We start from the raw sequence: 21,759 nt of genomic DNA on the forward strand, positions 1-21,759 counted from the left end.
CGAATTGACGACTAGTGGAAGCGACAGCTCTAATAAAAATTTGATTTGTTCTTTTTGCGGAAAAAATCATGACGAAGTCATGAGGATGATTGCCGGACCTTCAGTATTTATTTGTGATGAGTGTGTTAATTTATGTAACGAGGTCATTGCCGAAGGTGGGGACCAAGCCAAGTCTGCAGCATCTTCCGCATCTCAATCTGCTTTACCAACCCCAGAATATATTAAAACGATTCTTGACCAATATGTCATTGGTCAAGGCCAGGCAAAAAAAGCGCTCGCTGTAGCGGTATATAACCATTACAAAAGACTTAATAATCTTCAGCCAGTTGATTTAAAAAATAAAGACAATGCGTCTACTCGTAAGACCGCCATGGTCAATGGAGTTGAATTAGCAAAAAGTAATATTTTGTTAATAGGTCCAACTGGATCAGGGAAGACACTATTAGCTCAGACTTTGGCTAGACTTTTAGACGTACCGTTTGTAATGGCCGATGCCACGACATTGACTGAAGCTGGTTATGTTGGTGAAGATGTTGAAAACATCATTCAAAAACTTTTGCAAGCATGTAGTTACGATGTGGAAAAAGCTCAACGAGGCATTGTTTATATTGATGAGATTGATAAGATTTCTAGAAAGTCTGAGAACCCATCCATCACTAGAGACGTATCAGGAGAAGGTGTTCAACAAGCCTTGCTAAAACTCGTTGAGGGAACTGTTGCATCCATACCGCCTCAAGGTGGTAGAAAGCACCCTAATCAAGATTTTTTGCAAATTGATACAACGAACATTTTATTTATATGTGGTGGGGCGTTTGATGGTCTTGAAAAGATTATTAATTTACGCTCATCCAAAGCAGGCATTGGTTTTAATGCAAGTGTACAAAGTAAAAGTTCACAAAACTTAGGTGAGCTTATCGAGCAAGTGGAGCCTGAAGATTTAATTAAGTTTGGTTTAATACCTGAATTAATAGGTCGCTTACCTGTGATTGCTACCTTAAATCAACTCGATGAGGATGCATTTATACAAATTTTGACTGAGCCTAAAAATGCTTTAGTCAAGCAGTATCAAGCATTATTTGACCTTGAACATGTCACTCTTGAGTTCCGCGAAGACGCTTTAAAAGCTATAGCAAAAAAGGCTATGGAAAGAAATACTGGGGCTCGGGGCTTACGTTCGATTCTTGAGGGTATTTTGCTTGATGTTATGTATGAGCTGCCATCTCAGAAAACGATTGAAAAAGTAGTGATTGATGCAAATTGTGTTGGCGGTGGTAAGCCAACCTTAGTTCATCAAAGCCCATCCTCAGTAGCTTAAGCTCATTACCAGTTAAGCAATGAAGCGATCCTATGAAAAAGACTAGAAGTTCTCATGTTCAATAAAAAAAGTGTATTCTAATCTTGTTATTGAACCATTTGGCACTAAATACTATTTAGATATACTTATTTAATGCTTTTCGCCTAATTGGAGATTTAAATATGCCTGGCAATCTACTCTTACCAACTGAACCGATTCAGTTACCATTGCTACCTTTGCGCGATGTGGTTGTGTTTCCACACATGGTAATGCCTTTATTTGTTGGAAGACCGAAGTCCATTAAGGCGCTTGAAGCTGCAATGGAAACGGGTAAAAGTATTTTGTTAGTAGCCCAAAAAACGGCATCAAAAGATGAACCAACGGTCCAAGATTTATATCATGTTGGCTGTATTGCCAACATTTTGCAAATGTTGAAATTACCCGATGGAACGGTTAAGGTACTGGTTGAAGGAACACAGCGAGCTGATGTGAGTCAAATCGAGGATTCCTTAGGCTACTTTAATTGTGAGGCAACGCCACAGGCAATTGCCAATGTTGATCAATCAGAAACTGAGGCCCTCAAACGTGCCATAGTTGCTCAATTCGATCAATATGTAAAATTAAACAAAAAGATTCCTCAAGAAATTTTAGCTTCTTTAACAGGTATCGATGATGCTAGTCGCTTGGCAGATACCATTTGCGCTCATTTACCCATCAAGTTAGATCAAAAACAGTTATTGCTTGAAATGAGCGATGTAGTCAAGCGTCTTGAAAGCCTCTTGGGTCAATTAGAGAGTGAAATTGATATCTTACAAGTTGAGAAGCGGATTCGTGGGCGTGTTAAACGTCAGATGGAAAAAAGTCAACGGGAATATTATCTCAATGAGCAAGTTAAAGCGATTCAAAAGGAACTTGGAGAGGGTGAAGAGGGCGCTGATTTAGAAGAGTTAGAAAAGAAGATTAAACTCGCAAAAATGCCCAAAGAAGCTCTGAAAAAAGCTGAATCAGAACTAAAAAAATTGAAGCTAATGTCTCCAATGTCAGCTGAGGCTACTGTTGTTAGAAATTACATTGATACGTTAATTAATCTACCTTGGAAGAAAAAAAGTAAGGTGAATAACGATCTAACGCATGCTGAATCGGTCTTAAATGATGATCACTACGGCCTTGATAAGGTCAAAGAACGTATTTTGGAATATCTTGCTGTTCAGCAACGTGTTGACAAAGTGAAGGCTCCAATCTTATGTTTAGTTGGCCCTCCAGGAGTTGGTAAAACCTCTTTAGGACAATCCATTGCTAGAGCGACAAATCGTAAATTTGTCAGAATGGCGCTAGGCGGGGTGCGTGATGAATCAGAGATTCGTGGTCATAGAAGAACCTATATAGGATCTATGCCAGGAAAAATCCTGAGTAGTTTGACAAAAGTTGGTGTGCGAAACCCACTATTCTTATTGGATGAAATCGATAAGATGGGGATGGATTTTAGGGGCGATCCCGCAAGTGCGATGTTAGAAGTCTTAGATCCAGAGCAAAACCATACCTTTCAGGATCATTATGTCGAAGTAGATTTTGATTTGTCGGATGTGATGTTTGTTGCTACGTCAAACTCACTCAACATTCCTGGACCATTATTGGATCGTATGGAAGTGATTCGTCTTGCTGGATATACAGAAGATGAAAAAACCCATATTGCGATGAAGTATCTTTTACCTAAACAGATTAAAAACAATGGTTTAAAACATGGTGAAATCGATGTAAAAGAATCTGCAATACAAGATATTATTCGTTATTACACTCGGGAAGCTGGTGTTCGAGCTCTAGAGCGCGAGATTAGTAAGATTTGCCGAAAAGTAGTTAAATTATTGCTACTGAAAAAAGAGCAAGCACCGATTATTGTTGACTCTGCTAATTTAGAGAAATTCTTATCTGTCAAACGCTATGATTTTGGGCTTGCAAATAAAGAAAATCAAATTGGTCAAGTTACTGGGCTTGCATGGACAGAAGTTGGCGGAGATTTATTAACCATAGAAGCTGCTCTTATGCCAGGTAAAGGTAATATTATCCGCACGGGTTCTATTGGTGATGTGATGAAGGAGTCTGTTGAAGCGGCGCGGTCTGTTGTGCGTTCCCGCTCTAGACAGTTAGGGATTCGTGAAGAGATGTTTGAGAAAAAAGATATTCACATTCACTTTCCTGAAGGGGCTACACCAAAAGATGGTCCTTCGGCAGGTATTGCGATCTCCACAGCACTTGTTTCGATTTTGACGGGTATTCCGGTGAAAGCGGATGTTGCAATGACTGGTGAAATTACCTTGCGTGGTGAAGTCTTGCCAATTGGTGGATTGAAAGAAAAACTTCTTGCAGCTCATCGTGGTGGAATTAAGACTGTGTTAATCCCAGAGGAAAACGTTAAAGACTTGACTGAAATCCCAGATAATGTAAAAAATTCTATCGAAATAGTACCTGTTCGCTGGATTGATAAAGTATTAGAGATGGCCCTTGAAACAATGCCAAAACCTCTTACAGAGGAAGAGGTAGTTGTGGTTCAAGAGGCAACTCCAGCGAAACCAGAGACTGAGGATGTATTAAAGCATTAAGAAGATTGAATTCTGAAAAATTTCAATATATAATAGAAGACTTTCTTGGATCGTATATTAAATCCAAGAAAGCTTTCTGAAGTGGGATTTTCAGTGATCCCTTCAAGAGGGTGCTTAGCTCAGATGGTAGAGCGTCTGCCTTACACGCAGAATGTCGGCGGTTCGATCCCGTCAGCACCCACCACACTTTCTTACTCCGTTATACTCTACCCATTACTAATCAATAACTATTCTCATTCCATGTTTGAATTCGTACGCACTCATCAAAAATTACTACAAATTGTTTTACTTGCTTTGATTCTTCCATCTTTTGCTTTTATTGGCATAGAAAGTTACACCAGTATGGGAAGTAAAGATTCTGATATTGCTAAAGTGGGTAAGGATATAGTTACTGCTGTTGAATTTGAAAATACTGTAAAAAATCAAGCGCAAAAAAGTGGTTTACCAGCTGAATATGCGAATTCCAGTGCCTTTAAATCGAATGTTCTCGATCAAATTATTCAACAAAAACTCCTCAAAAATGAATTACAGTCTTTAAATCTTCAAGTATCTGATGAGCGTTTAACAAATGAATTAAATCGTTTTCCTGAAATACAAGCTTTAAAAAAAGCTGATGGTTCGATTGATGCCGAGAAATATAAACAGCTGCTACAAAGTAATGGCCTTAGTGTTAATCAATTTCAAAATATCAAACGTTCTGAGTTAATGGGTGCGGATTTGCAAAATGCGATAGCTTCTAATCAGCAAGGTATCAATTCAAATACTGTATCGGAAAAGTTAATTGCTGCGTATGGCAAAGAAAGAGAAGTTCAAGTTGTTTTTTTCTTGGCAGATCAATATGCGAAAAATATCAAAGTAGAAGAGTCTGATTTGAAAGATTATTACCAGGCTCACCCAAGTGATTTCCAGACAACTCCAACTGCAGATGTTGAATATGTTGTTTTGCATCGTGATGCAAAAATGGATGATAAAGATTACACACAAAAAGCCGACTCATTTGCTAATATCGTCTATGAACAGGCAGATAGTCTTCAAGCTGTAGCGGATACTTTAAAACTAAGCATTCAAAGGGTTACAGGAGTAAGCATCTCTGGTAAAGCGAACCTTCCCAAGGACCATCCCGTCAATCAAGCAAAAGTTTTAAAAACCTTGTTTAAAGATGATGTGTTGAAATTAAATAAAAATTCAGAAGTAGTTCAACTTGCTAATGGAGATTTGATTTCACTACATGTTACCCAATTCAATGAATCCAAAACCCAAAATTTTGAGGTGGTTAAAACTGAAATTGAAAAAATTGTGCGTGTCAAAAAAGCAGAAGATTTAGCAGTAAAAGAAGGTAGTCAGTTGTTAGAAAAATTGCAAACGGATCCTCAAGCAAAATTACCAGGCAAAGAATTTTCTAAGTCTGTTTGGGTTTCTAGAAATAAACCATTAGATTTAAGTGGTGAGCCCTTTGAGAAGATTTTTGGTGTTGACGCAAATAAATTACCCCAAGTCGTTTCCGCGAAACTTCCAGGATCTGGTATTGCCCTCTACAGGGTGAATCAAGTGAGAGAGTCTAAGGAAAATAATCCAAAAGCGCAAATTGAGCAATTCAAACAAATTGCAGATTTGAATTTGCAAAATGAATTAGCAGCATATTTTTCAAATATGAAAGATCGTTTTCCAGTTAAAAAGTTGAAATCACTTCAATAACTTTTTGACTGAGGGAAGCATATTACTCAAGAGAATTTTTTGTGCGGCTTCATTAGGATGAATGCCATCGTCTTGAAAATACTCTCGTTTGGTAGCAATACCTTCGAAAAAGAAGGTTACAAGAGCGCTTTGTGTATTTTTACTTAGATCAGCATACATATTAGCAAATTGCGCAGTATATTCAGGGCCGTAATTACTCGGGATCCTCATTCCAAGAATAAGTACTTGAGCTCCCTTGGACTTACTCATTTGAATGATCTGAAGTAAATTTTGATAGCTAGTATTAAGGGGGAAGCCTCGTAAGGCATCATTTGCCCCTAGCTCTAAAATAACTATATTCGGCTGATGTTGTTGCAATAGACTTGCGATACGGACTTTTCCACCTGCGGAAGTTTCTCCACTAATGCTTGAGTTAAATAAAGTAAATTGATAGTTACTTTTCTTTAAGTTGTCTTGTAAAAGATTGACCCAGCCTGTCCCAGCGGGAATACCGTATTCTGCTGAAATACTATCTCCCAATACAAGAATGCGATGAGGTATTTTCTCTTGAGCACTCAGATGAATACCGCACAACATCAGGGATATTAGCAAAATCAATTTCTGTAAGATAATGAAGTTTATTCTATTCATCGGTAGGCTTTTTATGCTTAATAATCCATTGGTTGAAGTCAAACATTTGCAAAAAACGGTTTCTGCCCATTCTGGATTACTAAAAATTCTAAGCGATATTAATTTTGCAATATACACAAAAGAAACTATAGCAATCTTAGGCGCTTCTGGTTCTGGCAAATCCTCTTTATTAAGTATTATGGCAGGTCTAGACCCAGAATATGAAGGATCAGTTTGTTTATTTGGTCAAGAGTTAAAAGATTTGAATGAAGATCAACGTTCCGCCTTGAGAAAAAATGATGTTGGATTTGTATTCCAATCATTTTTATTAATTCCAGAATTGAGTGCTTTTCAAAATATCTGCTTACCGCTCGAAATTTCTGGACAAATCAATCCACAATCAATCGATTTTGCCAAGAGTTTATTAGAAAGAATCGGACTTTCGGATCGTGCAAATCATTATCCAGCTACTATGTCAGGTGGGGAACAGCAGCGCATCGCATTAGCTCGAGCATTTATAAGTAAGCCTAAAATCTTATTTTTAGATGAGCCGACAGGTAGTTTAGACACTGAAAATGGCCAAAGAGTGATTGGACTCTTGTTTGAATTAAACCAAGATTTTGGCACTACCATCGTGATGGTCACTCACGACATGGAAGTTTCTCAACAATGTGATAGAGTTTTAACATTAAAGGCAGGTTGTTTGGTTTGAAAGATCCAACCAACGAATTTAATACAACAAAGGAAAAATAATGAAAAAAATATTAATTACTTTTTGTTTATTCACAATGTCGTTCGCTTTTGCTAAAGATCCCATCGATGTAAATGCTTCCCCTAAAGAAGCCAAGCAAGCTGCTGAGACTGCTGTAAAGAAAGAAACCGCTGAAGAAAAAAAAGCGCGAATTGCTGAAGAAAAAAAAGCCATAGCCGCTAAAAAAGAACAAGATGCTACAAAAGCCAAAGAAGCTAAAGAAGCTGCAGCCAAAGAAAAATCTGAAAAAATCGCTAAAGCAAAAGAAGACAAAGAAAAAATAGCTAAAGAAAAGGCTGACAAAGCAGCAAAAGCAAAGGAAGATAAAGAGGCTTTAGCAAAAGAAAAGGCTGACAAAGTAGCAAAAGCGAAAGAAGAAACTACTCCTGCTGCAAAAGAGAAAGTTGCTAAAGCGAAAGAAGAAACTACGCCCGCTGTAAAGGAAAAAGTAACTAAGGCGAAAGAAGATAAAGAAGTTACTGCAAAAGAAAAGTCAGATAAAGTAGCGAAAGAGAAGACCGAAGTAACTGAAAAAGCGAGCTCAACTAAAAAAGCAGCCGAAAGTTCTTCCACTGAAAAAAAACAAGAAGTCAAAGAAGCTACTAAACAATCGGAAGTAAAAACACCTGCAAACCCAGTACCACTTCCATCTCCAAAAAAAGAACCTGAGCCAGTAAAAGAAAAAGCACCTGTTGCAAAGCAAACTCCAAAATCATCTGCTCCAGCAGGGTCCCCAGCTGCTGAGGGTGCAGCAGCCAGAGCGAAAATTGGTGATCTGAAGCCTGGCCCAAATGATGTTGACAAAAATGGTAAACAATTAACAACTCAACAGATGAAAATGGGGGAATGTTCAGCCATGGGTAAAGGACGTAATCAAGCTGATTTCAGAGCATTTATGAGTGAATGTTTGAAAAACGATTAATTTTCATAATTAGGGTTTAAATTATTAATTTATCTTCTTTAGGGGCAATGATGAATTTAAGGTTAAAACGTGGTTTGATTTTTTCATTACTAACACTGATCACATTATTTCTTCATGGTTGTGGTTACAACACATTCCAAACAACTGATGAGCAAGTAAAAGCTGATTGGGCTGAAGTACTCAATCAATACCAACGTCGCGCTGACTTAATCCCGAATCTCGTGGCAACGGTTCAAGGTTATGCTACTCAAGAAAAAGAAGTATTGACTCAGATTACTGAAGCTCGCTCACGAGTTGGATCGATGCAAGCAACTCCAGAACTTATTAATGATCCTGAGGCTTTCAAAAAATATATTGCGGCCCAAAATGAATTAAAAGGATCTTTATCTCGTTTAATGGTTGTTTCTGAAAACTACCCAGCCCTTAAGTCTGATCAAAATTTTAGAGATTTATCCGCACAGTTAGAGGGTACTGAAAATCGTATTACGGTTGCTCGTAACCGTTACATTAAAGCTGTTCAGGAATATAACCTTACAGTAAGAACTTTCCCGAATAACTTAACAGCAATGATTTTTGGTTATAAAGCTAAACCCAACTTTACCGTTGAAAATGAAGCAGTAATTGCTAAGCCTCCAACCGTGCAGTTCAACAACGATAAAAAATAAGCCATGCTTAAATTGGTGCAGGTGCTAGAACGACAGTTGCTAGCACTTTTTTTCTTTTTCCTGGCCATTTATGGTTCTGTTTATGCGCAGAATTTGAGTAACACTCCAAGTGGCCGAGGCGTAGCCTACGAGAAGAGTTCTGCAAGAGATGCTGATTTGGTAAAAATTCCCGTTCTAAAATCTCAGGTAACTGATATAACTGGAACTTTGACGCCGAGTCAAATTAGTGCTTTAGAGCAAAAATTAGCAGCTTTTGAAACTCAAAAAGGTAGCCAAATTGCTATTTTGATTGTTTCTAGTACCCAACCAGAGGCAATTGAACAATATACTTTAAGGGTTGTAGAGAAATGGCAGTTAGGTAGAAAAAAAATAGATGACGGCATCTTATTATTGATAGCCAAGGATGATCGTCGCTTACGTTTTGAAGTTGGATATGGGCTCGAAGGTGCTGTCAATGATTTAACTGCGAAAAGAATTATTGCAGAAATTATTACCCCGTATTTTCGTCAAGGACAATTCTATGAGGGAATTAATGCAGGTATTGATCTTTTAATTACAGTTATCAATGGCGAAGAATTACCCCCACCGGTTGTAAAAAGTAGCGAAGGCAGTTTTGCCAATGACTCTGGTGGAGTTGAAGGTATTTTATTAATTGCCTTTATGGGGTCACTCTTTTTGGGTGGGATCTTGAAAAAAATCTTAGGTAAGACTTTCGGGGGTTTAACAACTGCTGGAATTGTTGGCTTTTTAGCCTTCGTTCTGACTGGAATTATTGGAATAGCCATCATTGCAGGACTGATTGGATTTGTGGCATCGATGATGGGAGGGCTCGGAGGAAGAGGGGGCCCAATTATTTTCCCTAGTGGTGGCGGAGGCTTTGGTGGTAGGGGCGGTTTCGGTGGAGGCGGTGGAGGTTTCGGCGGTGGTGGAGGCGGCTTTGGTGGAGGCGGTGCCTCAGGAGGATGGTAATGAACTATTTTTCAAGACTTTTAAAGCACTTATTTGCAAGTAACAGCAATACAAAAAAATACTTCAGTAAAGATGTATTAATGCGAATTGAGCAAGCGATAGCTCAAAGCGAGATGACGCACAGCGGTCAAATACGTTTTATTGTTGAAACATCTCTATCGCCAATGGCTCTTTATCATCGTCAATCTGCTCGAGAAAGGGCTATAGAAATATTTTCCTTATTTCAGGTGTGGGACACTGCTGAAAATAATGGGGTATTAATTTATCTTCTTATGGCGGATCATGACTTTGAAATTATTGCTGATAGAAATATACATGTGAAGGCTGGACAGGATTATTGGGTGAGTGTTTGTAAAGAGATGGAAATTTTACTAAAAAGTCAGCAATTTGAAGAAGGTGTCTTGTTGGGAATTAAACGGATTCATGAGGTTTTACGTCAACACTACCCTGCTGAGGTTATTACCCCGAATGAATTACCTGATCAGCCGATCATCATTTAACGCAAGCACATCGGCATTTCGTATAATCTAGATATGCCTACTTTTTGCCTATTATCCGGATCACCCGCACTTTCCCAATTTCGTCAGCAAGGTCTTATTGATACTTTTCAAAAGTATCATCTGCCCATTCTGTCCTTTGAGGCTCGAGAACAATATTTAATATGGACGCAGACTGCATTAAGTGCTGAACAACTAAGTCAGCTCAATCGGTTACTTAATCTGCCAGGTAATCATCCTTCTAAACTTGAGAACGTGAAGAGTTATTTTGTTATTCCTCGAGTAGGAACTATTTCTCCATGGGCGAGTAAAGCTACTGAAATAGCCAAATTATGTAATTTTCAATTACTCCGTCTAGAAAAGGGTATTGAGTATAGATATGCCTCTAAAGCAAATTTATCTAAAGAACAAGAGCAGCTCTTATATCAATTGACTCATGATCGTATGACGGAGTCAGTGATTCTTGAATCCTCGTATCTTGAGCATCAGTATCAAGTATTAGCCGATCAAGAATTCAAGTTGATTGATATCATGAGTGCAGGTAGGCAAGCTCTTGATCAAGCCAATACTGAACTTGGATTAGCTCTTTCTGATGATGAGATTATTTATTTATTAGAAAGTTTTACAACATTAAATCGTAATCCAACGGATGTCGAACTCATCATGTTTGCTCAGGCGAATAGTGAGCATTGTCGTCATAAAATTTTTAACGCCTCATGGACGATTGATGGGCAAAACATGGATCAAACCTTATTTGGCATGATTCGGAATACTCATCGCTTAAGACCGGAAGGTACCATCGTTGCTTATTCTGATAATGCAGCCATTATGGAAGGTTGTGAATCCGCTGTTTGGGGACCATCTCCACAGTCCAATTTATATGAAGAGCGACATCATTTGGTTCATACCTTAATGAAGGTAGAGACCCATAATCATCCGACAGCTATATCGCCTTTTCCTGGTGCCTCAACCGGCGCTGGTGGAGAAATTCGTGACGAAGGAGCTACTGGTATTGGTGGTAAGCCAAAAGCTGGTTTAACAGGCTTTTCTGTTTCACATTTACATATTCCAAATATGTCCATGATTTGGGAACAATCACCTTATGGAAAACCCAATACCATCGCCTCCCCATTAGATATTATGATTCAAGGCCCTATTGGTGGCGCAGCTTTTAATAATGAGTTCGGTCGACCAATACTTGGTGGATATTTTCGAGTTTTTGAGCAAAGTCTTTTAGGTAAGCGATGGGGCTATCACAAACCCATCATGATAGCCGGCGGTATAGGTACGATTCGTGATGAGCATACTCATAAAAAAGATATTCAAGAGGGTGATCTTTTAATTCAGCTTGGTGGCCCAGGTATGAAAATCGGTATGGGTGGTGGCGCAGCAAGTTCGATGAACACTGGCGCAAATGCTCAAGACTTAGACTTTAACTCTGTACAGCGTGGTAATCCTGAAATTGAACGTCGTGCGCAAGAGGTCATCAATACCTGTATTCGATTTGGAACTGATAATCCTATTGTTTCAATTCATGATGTTGGCGCCGGTGGATTATCGAATGCGTTTCCTGAATTAGCGGATAGCGCAAAATTAGGCGCTATCTTTGATATGAGACGCATTCCTCTTGAAGAGACTGGAATGAGTCCCGCCGAAATTTGGTGTAATGAATCTCAAGAGCGGTATGTTCTAGTTATTCAAGAAAAAGATTTAAATCGTTTTCAAGCTATCTGTGAAAGAGAGCGTTGTCCATTTGTTGTTGTTGGTAAAACAACGCAAAATCGTCAACTGGTCTTGTTTGATCAACATTATGATGAATCAAATCGTCAGCATTTACCGATTGATATCCCCATGGAGGTATTACTTGGAAAGCCGCCATTAACACATCGTGATGTTCAAAGAGTAGAGCAAGTATCTCATCGATCTGATTGGTCTGAATTTACCTTACAAGACTCTATTCATCATGTGCTGCAACACCCTACTGTTGCGAGTAAATCTTTTTTAATTACCATTGGGGATCGTTCTGTTGGTGGCTTATCCCATCGTGATCAAATGGTTGGTCCATGGCAAGTGCCTGTGGCTGATTGCGCCGTGACTATGATGGATTATGCGGGTTACAGAGGTGAAGCGATAGCTATGGGGGAGAGAACCCCGATTGCAATTTTTAATTCTGCGGCTGCAGCCAGAATGGCGGTAGGAGAGGCCATCACCAATATATTAAGTGCCGATGTAAGAGACATCTCTCACATCAAAATGTCGGCCAATTGGATGGCGGCTTGTGGTTCTTTTGGAGAAGATGCAAAATTGTATGACGCTGTCAAAGCAGTTGGGTTGGAATTATGTCCAGCACTTCGTATTTCGATACCAGTTGGTAAAGATTCTTTATCGATGCGCACACAATGGCAAGATCAACAAGAATCTAAGAACGTGACTTCTCCTGTTTCATTGATTATTTCTGCATTTGCACCAGTTGAAAATGTATTGAAAACCATTACTCCTCAATTGCAAAATATTGATGACACAGAGATTATCTTAATTGACTTAGGACAAGCTGAAAACCGTTTGGGGGCTAGTATCTTAGCTCAGGTTTTTAATCAAGAAGAATCTGTTTGTCCTGATCTTGCAAATCCTGAACTGTTGATTAATGCATTTACAGCAATGAGCATCTTAAAAGATGCAGGTTATGTCCTTGCTTATCATGACCGATCGGATGGCGGCCTTCTTGCAACGATTTGTGAAATGGCCTTTTGTTCTCATCTAGGAGTGGCCCTTAATGTCGATCTTTTAGTACTAGAAAAGGGTCATGAGTCTGACTATGGAGATGCAAAAAATTGGGCTAAACAAGTCTCGGGTAGAAGAGATGAAAATACCTTAAGAGCACTATTTAATGAAGAGCTTGGTCTTGTAATTCAAATCAAGCGAAGCGATCGTGATGAGGTCTTTGATATTCTGCGTCATTATCACTTGAGTGGTTTTTCAAACGTCATTGGTAAAGTTAATCAAAAAGATGTGATTGAGATTTGGCGTGATGCTCAACAGATATTCCAAGCCTCACGCAAAGACCTTCAAAAGCTTTGGGAAAAGCCAAGTAGTGCTATCGTCTCACTTCGGGATAATCCTGCATGTGCACTTAGTGAGCAATCTTTAGTTGAAGATGTTAAAGATCCTGGCATGGTTCCGATTCTGAGTTTTGATCCTAAAGATCAGCCTGTTGTACATTACTTGAGTGTCAACCAAAAACCTAAAATTGCGATTCTTCGTGAGCAGGGTGTAAATTCTCATCAAGAAATGGCTTATGCATTTTCTTTAGCTGGTTTTGATGCTTATGATGTACATATGACTGATCTGATTCAAGGTCATCAAGATTTAAGTTCTTTTAACGGCTTGGTTGCGTGTGGTGGATTTAGTTATGGCGATGTTTTAGGTGCGGGTGAAGGTTGGGCGAAATCCATCTTATTTAATACCCGTTTAAGAGATAATTTTGAACAATTTTTTCAATCGCCAAATACCTTCGCATTAGGTGTTTGCAATGGTTGTCAAATGTTAACTCAACTCTCTGAAATCATTCCGGGGACTGAAGACTGGCCTTATTTTACGAAAAATACATCTGAGCAATACGAATCTCGACTTGTACAAGTGGAAGTTCTCCCTTCTAAGTCCATCTTTTTTGACGGAATGCATGGTAGCCAGTTACCCATCATCGTTGCGCATGGAGAGGGTTATGCCAATTTTTCCGATAAAGGTTCATTATCGAACTTAGTTAATCAAGAGTTGGTATCACTTCGATACACCGATCATTATGGCCAAGCCACTGAAAAATTCCCGCTCAATCCAAATGGATCACCTGGTGGCTTGACTAGTGTTACAACTCTAGATGGTCGCTTTACAGTCTTAATGCCTCATCCAGAACGTGTTTTCCGCGTAGCGCAAATGAGTTGGTCACCGACTGAATGGTCTGCGTGGGAGGATGGCTTAAGTCCTTGGATGAGAATGTTCAAAAATGCACGTTATTGGATCAATTGATAATTAAAGATGACTAAAATGCAACACGAACCCGTTACCTTTTCTGAAATCCAAGGTATCCGTTATTTACACTTAGGCACCCCTTGGGTTCAAGGTGCTATGCGTATCAAAAAACCTTATGCAATTGAGTTGGAATATGCCCAACAGATGATGTCTTGGTTATTATTTTTGGATGCAAACAATAAGAAAACCTTGCAATTAGGTCTTGGAACTGGGGCTTTAACCAAATTTACAAACCGTTTAAACGACAGTATTCAAACCGTTGCAGTCGAACTTAATCCAGGAATTATTGTTGCTGCACAAACCATGTTTTCGTTGGATGTTCAAAGTCCAAGAATGAAGATCATTCAAGATAATGCCCTTCATTATGTCAAAGATACCAACAACCATCATCAATTTGATAGTGTTCAAGTGGATATTTTTAATGGTGAAGCATCAGGACCTGCATTAAGTTCTTTGGATTTTTATCAAGGCTGCTACAAGACCTTAAAGGAAGTTGGAGTAATGACGGTTAATTTATTTAGTAGGCATCCCAGTTTTAAGACCAATATCAATCACATTTGTGACGTATTTGATAATCGAGTTCTACTTTTGAATGAAGTACATGATTGCAATGTGGTGGTTCTTGCATTTAAAGGACCACACTTAGAAATTTCTTGGGATGATGTAGAAAAGAGATCCCAATATCTTAGAAAAGAAACCGGACTACCGACGAAGAGGTGGGTTAAACATTTAAAAAAATGTAATGTTCAACCCAAAAAATTCCTAAGTATTTAAATCTTATTGGATTTTTGCTTTTGATTTAAAGCTTTCCATCATTTCCATAAATTTTGCTTTTTGGAAATTTTGGTCTTGAGTCAGCATTTGAATCAACTGTGGTTTGACTTCAGCTAAAGTTGGAACCTTTTGCTCACGAACCTCATCCAGTTTGATAATATGCCACCCAAATTGTGATTTAACTGGAGTCTGGGTGATTTGTCCAGGATTCAGAGCGACCATTGCATTGGAGAATTCTGGAACAAGGGAGGAGGGTGATACCCAATCCAAACTTCCACCGTTAACAGCTGACCCTTTATCTAAGGAGTTATTTTTAGCTAAATCACCAAAATTTGCACCGGCTTTAATCTGCGTTAATAAGGATTTAGCGAGTTTTTCATTTTCCACCAAGATATGACTAGCTTTATATTCTTTTCCACCCATTTGAGATTTGAGAGAATCATATGCAGTTTGAAGATCTTTATCTTTGATACCTTCTTTAGCAATCCAATCTTCAAATACTGCAGAAACTAAAACACTTAGTTTCGCTTGTTCAATAGCATCTTGAACTTGAGGATCCTTTGTAATGCCACGCTTGTTAGCCTCTTGTGAAATGAGTTCTTTAGTAATTAAAACATCGCGAGCTTTGTTTCTGATCTCGGGCGTATTTTCTTGCCCAGAATTTTGAACTAAACGATCTAATTTAGATAATGGAATGGGAGTGCCGTTCACAACAACAGCATTTTGAGCGATAGCTTGACTAATAAAAGCAATAGAACATGCGAGCAAAAGAGTTTGTACTAAATTAGATATTTTCATTTTTCTGTGGGTGTTTTAGCGTTTATAACAAGTGCGTGTATGTGGGATTTCATCCAAATATCCAAGACATCATACACTAATCGATGTCTAGCAACACGAGAAAGACCAGTGAATTTATCCGAGACAATATGTAATGTCAGATGACTTGCACCACCTGAATGATGTCCCGCATGACCTGCGTGTTGGTCTGAATCATCAATAATTTGGATGCTGAGTGGCTGTAGGTGTTCTACTAGAGTATTTTTGTAGATTTCAATTTGAGGATGGATTTGCGTCATGTTAGGGGGTTTCACTCTCATCAGTTTGGATATATTTAGACAGCCATAGACCCTGTAAAATAATAAAAACCAGTAGTACGCCGATGGTAGACAGTTTGAAGTTTACCCAAGTTTCCTCTGAAAAATTGTAGGCTACGTATAAGTTCAATACCCCAAGGACTGCAAAATAGACAATCCAGGATAAATTGACCTTTGACCATATATTGACATCAGCATCTTCTTTTAATTTAATTTCTTTACCAAGAACCATTTGAATTAGATTCTTTTTAAAAAGATAAAAACTAATACCTAAAGCAAGTGCAAAACTCCAATACAGGATAGTCGGCTTAATCATAATAAAAGTTTTGTCGTGCAGAAAAATAGTCAGCCCACCAAATACCAAGATAATCAAGAAATTGAATATTTGCATTTTGGTAATGGGTTGATTTTTCATTTTCAACCAAATCATTTGCAATAAGGTAATGGCAATAGCGACGCCAGTTGCTACATAAATATCGAATGTTTTAAAGGCAATAAAAAATGCCAAGATAGGTAAAAATTCAAAAAGGAATTTCATTAATCGTTTTATTCTTGTGGTTTTAAGTGAAGAGACGCTGAGTTAATGCAATAACGAAGCCCTGTAGGTTGAGGACCATCTTCAAAAACATGGCCTAGATGTGCGTCACATGATTGGCACCTAACTTCAGTTCGAATCATGCCATGAGAATGATCTTTGATTTCTTGAATAGGTGCGCCTTCAGCAGGAACAAAAAAACTGGGCCAGCCACAACCTGCATCAAATTTACTGTCTGATAAGAATAATTGAGTGCCACAGCAAATACATTGATAACTACCCTTGGTCCATGTATCCCAATATTTTCCAGTAAATGGACGTTCTGTTGCTGCTTTTCTAGTGACTTCATACTCAATAGGACTCAATTGTGCTTGATACTCTTGATCTGTTTTTTTCATTTAATGTAAGTTATTAATAGGGTCGAAAGTTATATATGACAACTAATTCCTCATTATAAATTCAAAGAAGAATGGATGAATGCTTCATAGTTAAAATACAGTGAAAGGCCTCCATCTAAACTTATTATTTTTCTCAAGTAAAATTTTGGATGAAGTGACTTTAAATGAACAATATATGAATAATCCAAATCAAGCTCTACCACTAGATGTGCCATTTTTGAATCTTTTAGGCGTTCAATTATTAAAAATGCATGACGGTCTTGGAGAAATCTCTTTAGCCATAGAACAAAAGCATACAAATTCCTGGTCAGTTGCCCATGGAGGGGTATTGCTTGCTCTAGTAGATGCTGCAATGGCAATTGCTGCTCGTTCAGCAGATCCAGATGATCGCAGCGTGGTGACTATTGAATTAAAAAATAGTTTTATGCAGGCAGCAAATGGTCAAGTTCATGTTGTTGGAAAAGTAGTTCATCAATCAACAACGATGGCATTTTGTGAAGCTAGAGTGTTTGATGAAGACGAGAAGTTATGTTGTCTTGCAACGGGAACTTTTAAGTACTTTAAAAATTTACCAACACGTGTTCGTAAAGTTAATACAAATAGTAATACAAACAATTAACGACCGATTTGTTCGGAGCCTTGTAATTGCCCTTCAATAATACTTGTTTCATGATGGTTTGAACTATCAAATCTTCTTTCAAGCATTTGAAAATTACCATCTTTTCTCACGCGGAGCAGGGTACTTGACCTTGTACCGTAGTGAGCGGTTTTAATAAATATAGGCGAAAGAGCTCTTTCCCAATCCAGACTGACACCCGTTGAAGGTAATTCCGCATCGGTAAATGAAGTTGAATTACTCATAAATTTGAGATAGTGCTCTGGATGATTAAACTTGCCTTGATCCATTGCTATTGCTTGTGCAAAATGAGCAACCCCCAAACGAACCTTTGGCCATGGAGTGTCAAGCATAGAGTTGGATAAGCCATAGATGCCAGGATGAACTTTTACTGGACTTACCATTTTTCGTTGACGAATCTTGTCACCAACTAAGATACGATTACTAACCCAACTGAGTTCTTGATGATCACTCTTACTTAAATCGGCTGTTAATAAATTAAAGCCGTTGTATTGCATAAACGTTTTTTGATTCGCTTGAATAAATTCATCGACACTTAATTTTTGAGATAAGAATTTCGCCGTTAATTCTCCACGTGTTCTTAAGTCTGGATTTTTTTCACTTGGTGCACGAATATTGGTGACCGCTGCAAACTTACCCTCTACAGAAAGTCCCAACGCTGTTCCACGCAGACCAATGACATCAGCATTATCCCTAGAGCCTAAAATGTTTTGATGATCATCCCACCAAGACATAGATTGAGTAGGTCTTTCATAGAACTCATCTCGATTAGCCGCCACAACGAGAGAATAATCAGGATGAGAGTTCCAGGCAAAAAGTATTAGACACATAAGACTAGATTATTAATAAGGGATAGGGTGGTTCTTTAACTTCAATCAATCCTGAAATCTTACCATTTTCATTTTTGAAATAGAGATTAGATTCTAATTCTGATAGTTTGATTTCAATTTGTAAATGATAACGATGATTAGAGGAGTCTAAACTAGATAAAACCACTACTCCACAGGCTTGCTCAGGATCGCTTTCGGAATAAATTTCAGATCCCGGAATGATTGTAATTAAAGCATCCGATTGAGCAATCGACCCTATTTTGAGCCTGCGCTTAATATTGCCAAGATATTGACTTCTAGCAACAATTTCTTGCCCTGGATAACAGCCTTTTTTAAAGTCAATGCCACCGATTGATTCAAAATTAATCATCTGTGGAACAAATAAGTCTTTAGTATTGGCAGTAATTCGCGGTATGCCGCTTTGCACCTCAAGAATTGACCATAAACTAGAGTCTAAAGGTGATTCAATATCAGTAACTGCCTGTGCTGACAATCTTCTGTAATAGGTGACTTCTCCATATTCAACCGCTGGCAAGTTACATAAATGATGTGGACTTGGTTGAAATGGGGTTTTGCTGAACTCGCCATAGATCAGCATCGATGAATCTAAAAGGGTAATATCTACTTTGGATCTTAGTTTGTACATCAATAACTTTTTAACAAGTTCCGCAGAAATGTCCTTACTAATCCATAAATCATAACTTTCATGATGAGAATGACTCACCCAAAAGCTGGCTAATAATCGTCCTTTAGGAGAGCAAAATCCTGCTAAATGCTCAGAACCTAGTGGCAAATGTAAGATATTATTAGTCAATAAGTTTTGCAAAAAAGGCTTTGAATCTGGGCCATTAACGTGTATTAATGTCCAGTCATTCAGTGGTGCTATTGAACTTGTATTAGTATTAGTCATCTAGACTATTATCTATTGTTTTTTGGTTTTTAGCTAAAAAATTCTCACTGTTAAAATGATTGAATGAATGCATTAATGAATATTCAAAATCAACTTTATCCAGGTATTTTTATCTCCTTTGAAGGTATCGATGGAGCTGGTAAGAGCACGCATATTCAGTTTTTTTCTGAAGAATTAGCCAAGCGTTTTCCTGATAAAAAGATGGTTCTTACAAGAGAGCCGGGTGGGACACAACTCGGTGAAGTATTGCGCAAAACACTCTTGAATGATCCTATGGATATTCGCACAGAGGCCCTGTTAATGTTTGCTAGTCGTCAAGAACACTTAACTCAAGTGATTGAACCAGCTTTGCAACGAGGTGATATTGTTATTTCAGATCGCTTTACGGATTCTTCTTTTGCTTATCAGTGTGGCGGTCGGGGTCTTTTGGTAGAAGATCTAGAAAAACTTGAGCGTTGGGTCCAAACACGCTCGGTAGATAACCAAAGTTTTTTACTCCAGCCACAAACCACTTTTTTATTTGATTTATCTGCACATGCCGCAGAACAAAGACGAAGCGCATCAAGATCACCCGATAAATTTGAAGAACTTGACCTTGATTTTTTCAATCGTGTAAGAACGGAATATTTGCGTAGAGCTTCCAATCATCCCCAACGATTTGTTTTAATCGATTCAAGTTTATCTATTATGGTTATTCAAGAACAGCTTAAAGCTCATATTGCGAGTATGTAATGAGCTCTGATGTTGTTACTTCAAATAGCTTTTTATATCCTTGGTTAAGTAAGCCTTTCTTTGAACTTACCCAAAATAAAATCCCACATTCATTATTGTTATTTGCTCAAAAGGATATTGGAGAGCTCCAATTTGGCCTTGAGTTAGCTAATTACCTATTATGTGAATCCCAAGGAAGTAAGCCCTGTGGTCAATGTGAGGCTTGTCATTGGGTGCGACAGGGCAATCATCCTGATTTATTTATTGTTGTTCCACAGATCCTCAAAAATCTTCTTCCTTTTGAGGTACAAGATGAACAAGTAGGGGAGGATGGTGAGGAAAAAAAACAAAGTAAGTTTATCCGTATAGAGCAAATACGGCATATCATTTCTAGTAATGAGTTGGGTTCTTATCGAGGTGGTAAAAGGGTTGTTTTAATTTATCCGATAGAGGCGATGCAAGCTGAAGCTGCAAATTGTTTACTCAAAACACTGGAGGAACCCTCCAATCAGTTACATTTTATTTTGCTGACTAATCAACTTGAAAAAATCTTACCGACCATTCGATCGCGTTGCCATTTATTTCCTATTCCAAGACCTTCACTCGAATTGGTCGTGAGGTGGCTTCAGTCCCAACTTCCAGAAGAATATGCTGATCAAGAACTAGAGCAAAAACTATTACTGCATGCAGGATCACCATTAAAAGTTATTTCTTCATTGCATGAGAAGGCTTTAGATGATTCCATCATTACGAAACAATTATCTCAATTCAACCTGTTACATTCAGGTGAGATAATAGACCTGCTTGGGCAATATGCCCTTTTAGATATATTAAATAGTATTTTAAAATGGTCTTTTGATATGAATCTAGTTCTATTTGGTCAAAAGCCTCGATATTTTCCTCAACTAGAGGGGCGAATGAAAATTGCATGTAGCAACTTAAATAAGATATCTTTGCAACAATTTTTGGCTAGTTTGAAAGATGATATTCGCTTAGCCAACCATCCTTTATTTCCCAAAGTGCAATTAGACGCAGTTTTGATGCGTTATAAACAACTTTTTAATTAAATATGTTCATCGACTCCCATTGCCACTTAGATTTTGAAGAGTTTTCCAATCAGTTGGATGAGATTTTGCTCAACATGAAAAATGCACAAGTTGATAAAGCATTATGTATTAGTGTGGATGTCGTTGATTATCCTAAAGTATTAGCTTTAGCTTCTAATTATGTGCATTTGTATGCCACGGTTGGCGTCCATCCTGATTACGAAGATACGATTGAACCGACAAAAGATTGGTTAGTTCAGCAAGCAAAGCATCCAAAGGTAGTTGCAATTGGTGAAACAGGTTTAGATTATTACCGCATGAATGATCGCCCGTATGCATCACTTGACTGGCAAAGAGACCGTTTCCGGACACATATTGCAGCGGCGATAGAATCTCAAAAACCACTGATTATTCATACTCGATCAGCTTCTGAAGATACGATTCGGATTTTAAAAGAAGAGGGTGCAGATCAGGTTGGTGGTGTTATGCACTGTTTCACAGAGTCTAAAGAAGTTGCTAAAGCAGCGATGGATCTTGGATTTTATATTTCATTTTCTGGTATTGTGACCTTTAAGAATGCCTTAGAAATTAAAGAAACCTGTCAATTTGTTCCTTTAGACCGATTATTAATTGAAACGGACTCTCCTTATTTGGCTCCTGTGCCTCATCGAGGAAAGACAAATCAACCGGCTTGGGTTAGTCATGTCGCTGAGTATGTAGCTCAATTAAAAGGAGTTTCTGTTGAGCAAATTGGGCAGACGACAAGCCATAACTTTCATCAATTATTTAAAATTTAATT

21 protein-coding genes and 1 tRNA gene are annotated in these 21,759 nt (G+C 38.2%); 15 read left to right on the top strand and 7 right to left on the bottom strand.

The features are described 5' to 3' along the window. Positions 1-4 precede the first annotated feature (4 nt). From clpX to QMN06_RS06025, 4 genes are all read left to right on the top strand, one after another. Positions 5-1,315, top strand: a complete 1,311-nt coding sequence (gene clpX, locus QMN06_RS06010) for an ATP-dependent protease ATP-binding subunit ClpX (RefSeq protein WP_281971640.1) — start codon at positions 5-7, stop codon at positions 1,313-1,315. A gap of 161 nt (positions 1,316-1,476) precedes the next feature. After that, positions 1,477-3,891: an endopeptidase La gene (gene lon / locus QMN06_RS06015; protein WP_281971641.1), complete on the top strand. Its 2,415-nt coding sequence runs from the start codon at positions 1,477-1,479 to the stop codon at positions 3,889-3,891. 108 nt (positions 3,892-3,999) lie between these two features. Next, a tRNA-Val gene (locus tag QMN06_RS06020) sits at positions 4,000-4,075 on the top strand. A 56-nt stretch (positions 4,076-4,131) separates the two neighbouring features. Continuing rightward, the gene (locus tag QMN06_RS06025) at positions 4,132-5,586 is read left to right on the top strand and encodes a SurA N-terminal domain-containing protein (protein ID WP_281971642.1); all 1,455 of its coding nucleotides are present in this window, start codon (positions 4,132-4,134) and stop codon (positions 5,584-5,586) included. Here the strand turns inward: QMN06_RS06025 and QMN06_RS06030 are convergent. Further along, complete coding sequence (locus tag QMN06_RS06030) at positions 5,575-6,177, bottom strand: arylesterase (RefSeq protein WP_281971643.1); 603 nt, start codon at positions 6,175-6,177, stop codon at positions 5,575-5,577. The genes QMN06_RS06025 and QMN06_RS06030 overlap by 12 nt on opposite strands. Before the next feature lie 52 nt (positions 6,178-6,229). Here QMN06_RS06030 and QMN06_RS06035 point away from each other — a divergent pair, with 52 nt between their 5' ends. The 7 genes from QMN06_RS06035 to QMN06_RS06065 are packed head-to-tail and all read left to right on the top strand — an operon-like array spanning position 6,230 to position 14,799. Then, positions 6,230-6,907 carry an ATP-binding cassette domain-containing protein gene (locus QMN06_RS06035; RefSeq protein ID WP_281971644.1) on the top strand — a complete coding sequence of 226 codons (678 nt, stop codon included), beginning with the start codon at positions 6,230-6,232 and terminating at the stop codon, positions 6,905-6,907. Positions 6,908-6,947: 40 nt separating this feature from the next. Then, positions 6,948-7,868 (top strand): PsiF family protein, encoded by a 921-nt coding sequence (locus QMN06_RS06040; protein WP_281971645.1) that lies wholly within the window; start codon positions 6,948-6,950, stop codon positions 7,866-7,868. Positions 7,869-7,915: 47 nt separating this feature from the next. Further along, positions 7,916-8,533, top strand: coding sequence for a LemA family protein (locus QMN06_RS06045; protein WP_281971646.1), 618 nt, complete (start codon positions 7,916-7,918; stop codon positions 8,531-8,533). A 3-nt stretch (positions 8,534-8,536) separates the two neighbouring features. Then, the gene (locus QMN06_RS06050) at positions 8,537-9,502 is read left to right on the top strand and encodes a YgcG family protein (protein WP_281971647.1); all 966 of its coding nucleotides are present in this window, start codon (positions 8,537-8,539) and stop codon (positions 9,500-9,502) included. After that, positions 9,502-10,002, top strand: coding sequence for a TPM domain-containing protein (locus QMN06_RS06055; protein WP_281971648.1), 501 nt, complete (start codon positions 9,502-9,504; stop codon positions 10,000-10,002). Before QMN06_RS06050 ends, QMN06_RS06055 begins: the two co-directional genes overlap by 1 nt. Positions 10,003-10,035: 33 nt before the next feature. Then, positions 10,036-14,022 (top strand): phosphoribosylformylglycinamidine synthase, encoded by a 3,987-nt coding sequence (gene purL / locus QMN06_RS06060; protein WP_281971649.1) that lies wholly within the window; start codon positions 10,036-10,038, stop codon positions 14,020-14,022. Positions 14,023-14,040: 18 nt separating this feature from the next. Continuing rightward, a complete protein-coding gene (locus tag QMN06_RS06065; RefSeq protein ID WP_281971650.1) occupies positions 14,041-14,799 on the top strand; it encodes a spermidine synthase in 759 nt (252 codons plus the stop codon). Between the two features lie 3 nt (positions 14,800-14,802). Here QMN06_RS06065 and QMN06_RS06070 read toward each other — a convergent pair whose 3' ends face one another. From QMN06_RS06070 to msrB, 4 genes are read right to left on the bottom strand one after another with little or no spacing between them, the layout of a single operon-like run. Beyond that, positions 14,803-15,597, bottom strand: a complete 795-nt coding sequence (locus QMN06_RS06070) for a peptidylprolyl isomerase (protein WP_281971651.1) — start codon at positions 15,595-15,597, stop codon at positions 14,803-14,805. Then, positions 15,594-15,875, bottom strand: a complete 282-nt coding sequence (locus QMN06_RS06075; RefSeq protein ID WP_281971652.1) for a BolA family protein — start codon at positions 15,873-15,875, stop codon at positions 15,594-15,596. Before QMN06_RS06075 ends, QMN06_RS06070 begins: the two co-directional genes overlap by 4 nt. A 1-nt stretch (position 15,876) precedes the next feature. Continuing rightward, entirely contained in the window at positions 15,877-16,431 is a 555-nt protein-coding gene (locus tag QMN06_RS06080) for a septation protein A (protein WP_281971653.1), read from the bottom strand. Positions 16,432-16,439: 8 nt separating this feature from the next. After that, complete coding sequence (gene msrB, locus QMN06_RS06085; protein ID WP_281971654.1) at positions 16,440-16,826, bottom strand: peptide-methionine (R)-S-oxide reductase MsrB; 387 nt, start codon at positions 16,824-16,826, stop codon at positions 16,440-16,442. Positions 16,827-17,001: 175 nt separating this feature from the next. On the opposite strand from msrB, the gene QMN06_RS06090 reads away from it, so the two are divergent. After that, complete coding sequence (locus QMN06_RS06090; RefSeq protein WP_281971655.1) at positions 17,002-17,445, top strand: PaaI family thioesterase; 444 nt, start codon at positions 17,002-17,004, stop codon at positions 17,443-17,445. On the opposite strand, the gene QMN06_RS06095 is transcribed toward QMN06_RS06090, so the two are convergent. Together QMN06_RS06095 and QMN06_RS06100 are read right to left on the bottom strand one after the other, a co-directional pair. Then, on the bottom strand, positions 17,442-18,293 hold the full coding sequence (locus QMN06_RS06095) for an NRDE family protein (protein ID WP_281971656.1): 852 nt from the start codon (positions 18,291-18,293) through the stop codon (positions 17,442-17,444). The two genes, QMN06_RS06090 and QMN06_RS06095, sit on opposite strands and share 4 nt — an antisense overlap. Before the next feature lie 4 nt (positions 18,294-18,297). Further along, positions 18,298-19,203: a folate-binding protein gene (locus QMN06_RS06100; RefSeq protein ID WP_281971657.1), complete on the bottom strand. Its 906-nt coding sequence runs from the start codon at positions 19,201-19,203 to the stop codon at positions 18,298-18,300. A gap of 75 nt (positions 19,204-19,278) precedes the next feature. Here QMN06_RS06100 and tmk point away from each other — a divergent pair, with 75 nt between their 5' ends. The 3 genes from tmk to QMN06_RS06115 are packed head-to-tail and all read left to right on the top strand — an operon-like array spanning position 19,279 to position 21,757. Beyond that, positions 19,279-19,935 carry a dTMP kinase gene (gene tmk, locus QMN06_RS06105; RefSeq protein WP_281971658.1) on the top strand — a complete coding sequence of 219 codons (657 nt, stop codon included), beginning with the start codon at positions 19,279-19,281 and terminating at the stop codon, positions 19,933-19,935. Continuing rightward, the gene (locus QMN06_RS06110) at positions 19,935-20,981 is read left to right on the top strand and encodes a hypothetical protein (protein WP_281971659.1); all 1,047 of its coding nucleotides are present in this window, start codon (positions 19,935-19,937) and stop codon (positions 20,979-20,981) included. The genes tmk and QMN06_RS06110 overlap by 1 nt, the downstream gene beginning before the upstream one ends. A gap of 2 nt (positions 20,982-20,983) precedes the next feature. Continuing rightward, positions 20,984-21,757 carry a TatD family hydrolase gene (locus QMN06_RS06115; RefSeq protein ID WP_281971660.1) on the top strand — a complete coding sequence of 258 codons (774 nt, stop codon included), beginning with the start codon at positions 20,984-20,986 and terminating at the stop codon, positions 21,755-21,757. The last annotated feature ends 2 nt before the right edge of the window (positions 21,758-21,759 follow it).

The organism is Polynucleobacter sp. SHI8 (assembly GCF_027944005.1).
Lineage (GTDB): Bacteria > Pseudomonadota > Gammaproteobacteria > Burkholderiales > Burkholderiaceae > Polynucleobacter.

Bases quoted from the DNA above. Each gene is read 5' to 3' on its own strand.
- QMN06_RS06115 (WP_281971660.1), top strand. From the start codon at position 20,984: ATGTTCATCGACTCCCATTGCCACTTAGATTTTGAAGAGTTTTCCAAT.
- tmk (WP_281971658.1), top strand. From the start codon at position 19,279: ATGAATATTCAAAATCAACTTTATCCAGGTATTTTTATCTCCTTTGAA.
- QMN06_RS06035 (WP_281971644.1), top strand. From the start codon at position 6,230: ATGCTTAATAATCCATTGGTTGAAGTCAAACATTTGCAAAAAACGGTT.
- QMN06_RS06075 (WP_281971652.1), bottom strand. From the start codon at position 15,875: ATGACGCAAATCCATCCTCAAATTGAAATCTACAAAAATACTCTAGTA.
- lon (WP_281971641.1), top strand. From the start codon at position 1,477: ATGCCTGGCAATCTACTCTTACCAACTGAACCGATTCAGTTACCATTG.
- QMN06_RS06070 (WP_281971651.1), bottom strand. From the start codon at position 15,597: ATGAAAATATCTAATTTAGTACAAACTCTTTTGCTCGCATGTTCTATT.
- QMN06_RS06090 (WP_281971655.1), top strand. From the start codon at position 17,002: ATGAATAATCCAAATCAAGCTCTACCACTAGATGTGCCATTTTTGAAT.
- QMN06_RS06025 (WP_281971642.1), top strand. From the start codon at position 4,132: ATGTTTGAATTCGTACGCACTCATCAAAAATTACTACAAATTGTTTTA.
- QMN06_RS06065 (WP_281971650.1), top strand. From the start codon at position 14,041: ATGCAACACGAACCCGTTACCTTTTCTGAAATCCAAGGTATCCGTTAT.
- QMN06_RS06055 (WP_281971648.1), top strand. From the start codon at position 9,502: ATGAACTATTTTTCAAGACTTTTAAAGCACTTATTTGCAAGTAACAGC.
- QMN06_RS06100 (WP_281971657.1), bottom strand. From the start codon at position 19,203: ATGACTAATACTAATACAAGTTCAATAGCACCACTGAATGACTGGACA.
- QMN06_RS06040 (WP_281971645.1), top strand. From the start codon at position 6,948: ATGAAAAAAATATTAATTACTTTTTGTTTATTCACAATGTCGTTCGCT.
- QMN06_RS06095 (WP_281971656.1), bottom strand. From the start codon at position 18,293: ATGTGTCTAATACTTTTTGCCTGGAACTCTCATCCTGATTATTCTCTC.
- QMN06_RS06110 (WP_281971659.1), top strand. From the start codon at position 19,935: ATGAGCTCTGATGTTGTTACTTCAAATAGCTTTTTATATCCTTGGTTA.
- QMN06_RS06050 (WP_281971647.1), top strand. From the start codon at position 8,537: ATGCTTAAATTGGTGCAGGTGCTAGAACGACAGTTGCTAGCACTTTTT.
- QMN06_RS06080 (WP_281971653.1), bottom strand. From the start codon at position 16,431: ATGAAATTCCTTTTTGAATTTTTACCTATCTTGGCATTTTTTATTGCC.
- purL (WP_281971649.1), top strand. From the start codon at position 10,036: ATGCCTACTTTTTGCCTATTATCCGGATCACCCGCACTTTCCCAATTT.
- QMN06_RS06045 (WP_281971646.1), top strand. From the start codon at position 7,916: ATGATGAATTTAAGGTTAAAACGTGGTTTGATTTTTTCATTACTAACA.
- msrB (WP_281971654.1), bottom strand. From the start codon at position 16,826: ATGAAAAAAACAGATCAAGAGTATCAAGCACAATTGAGTCCTATTGAG.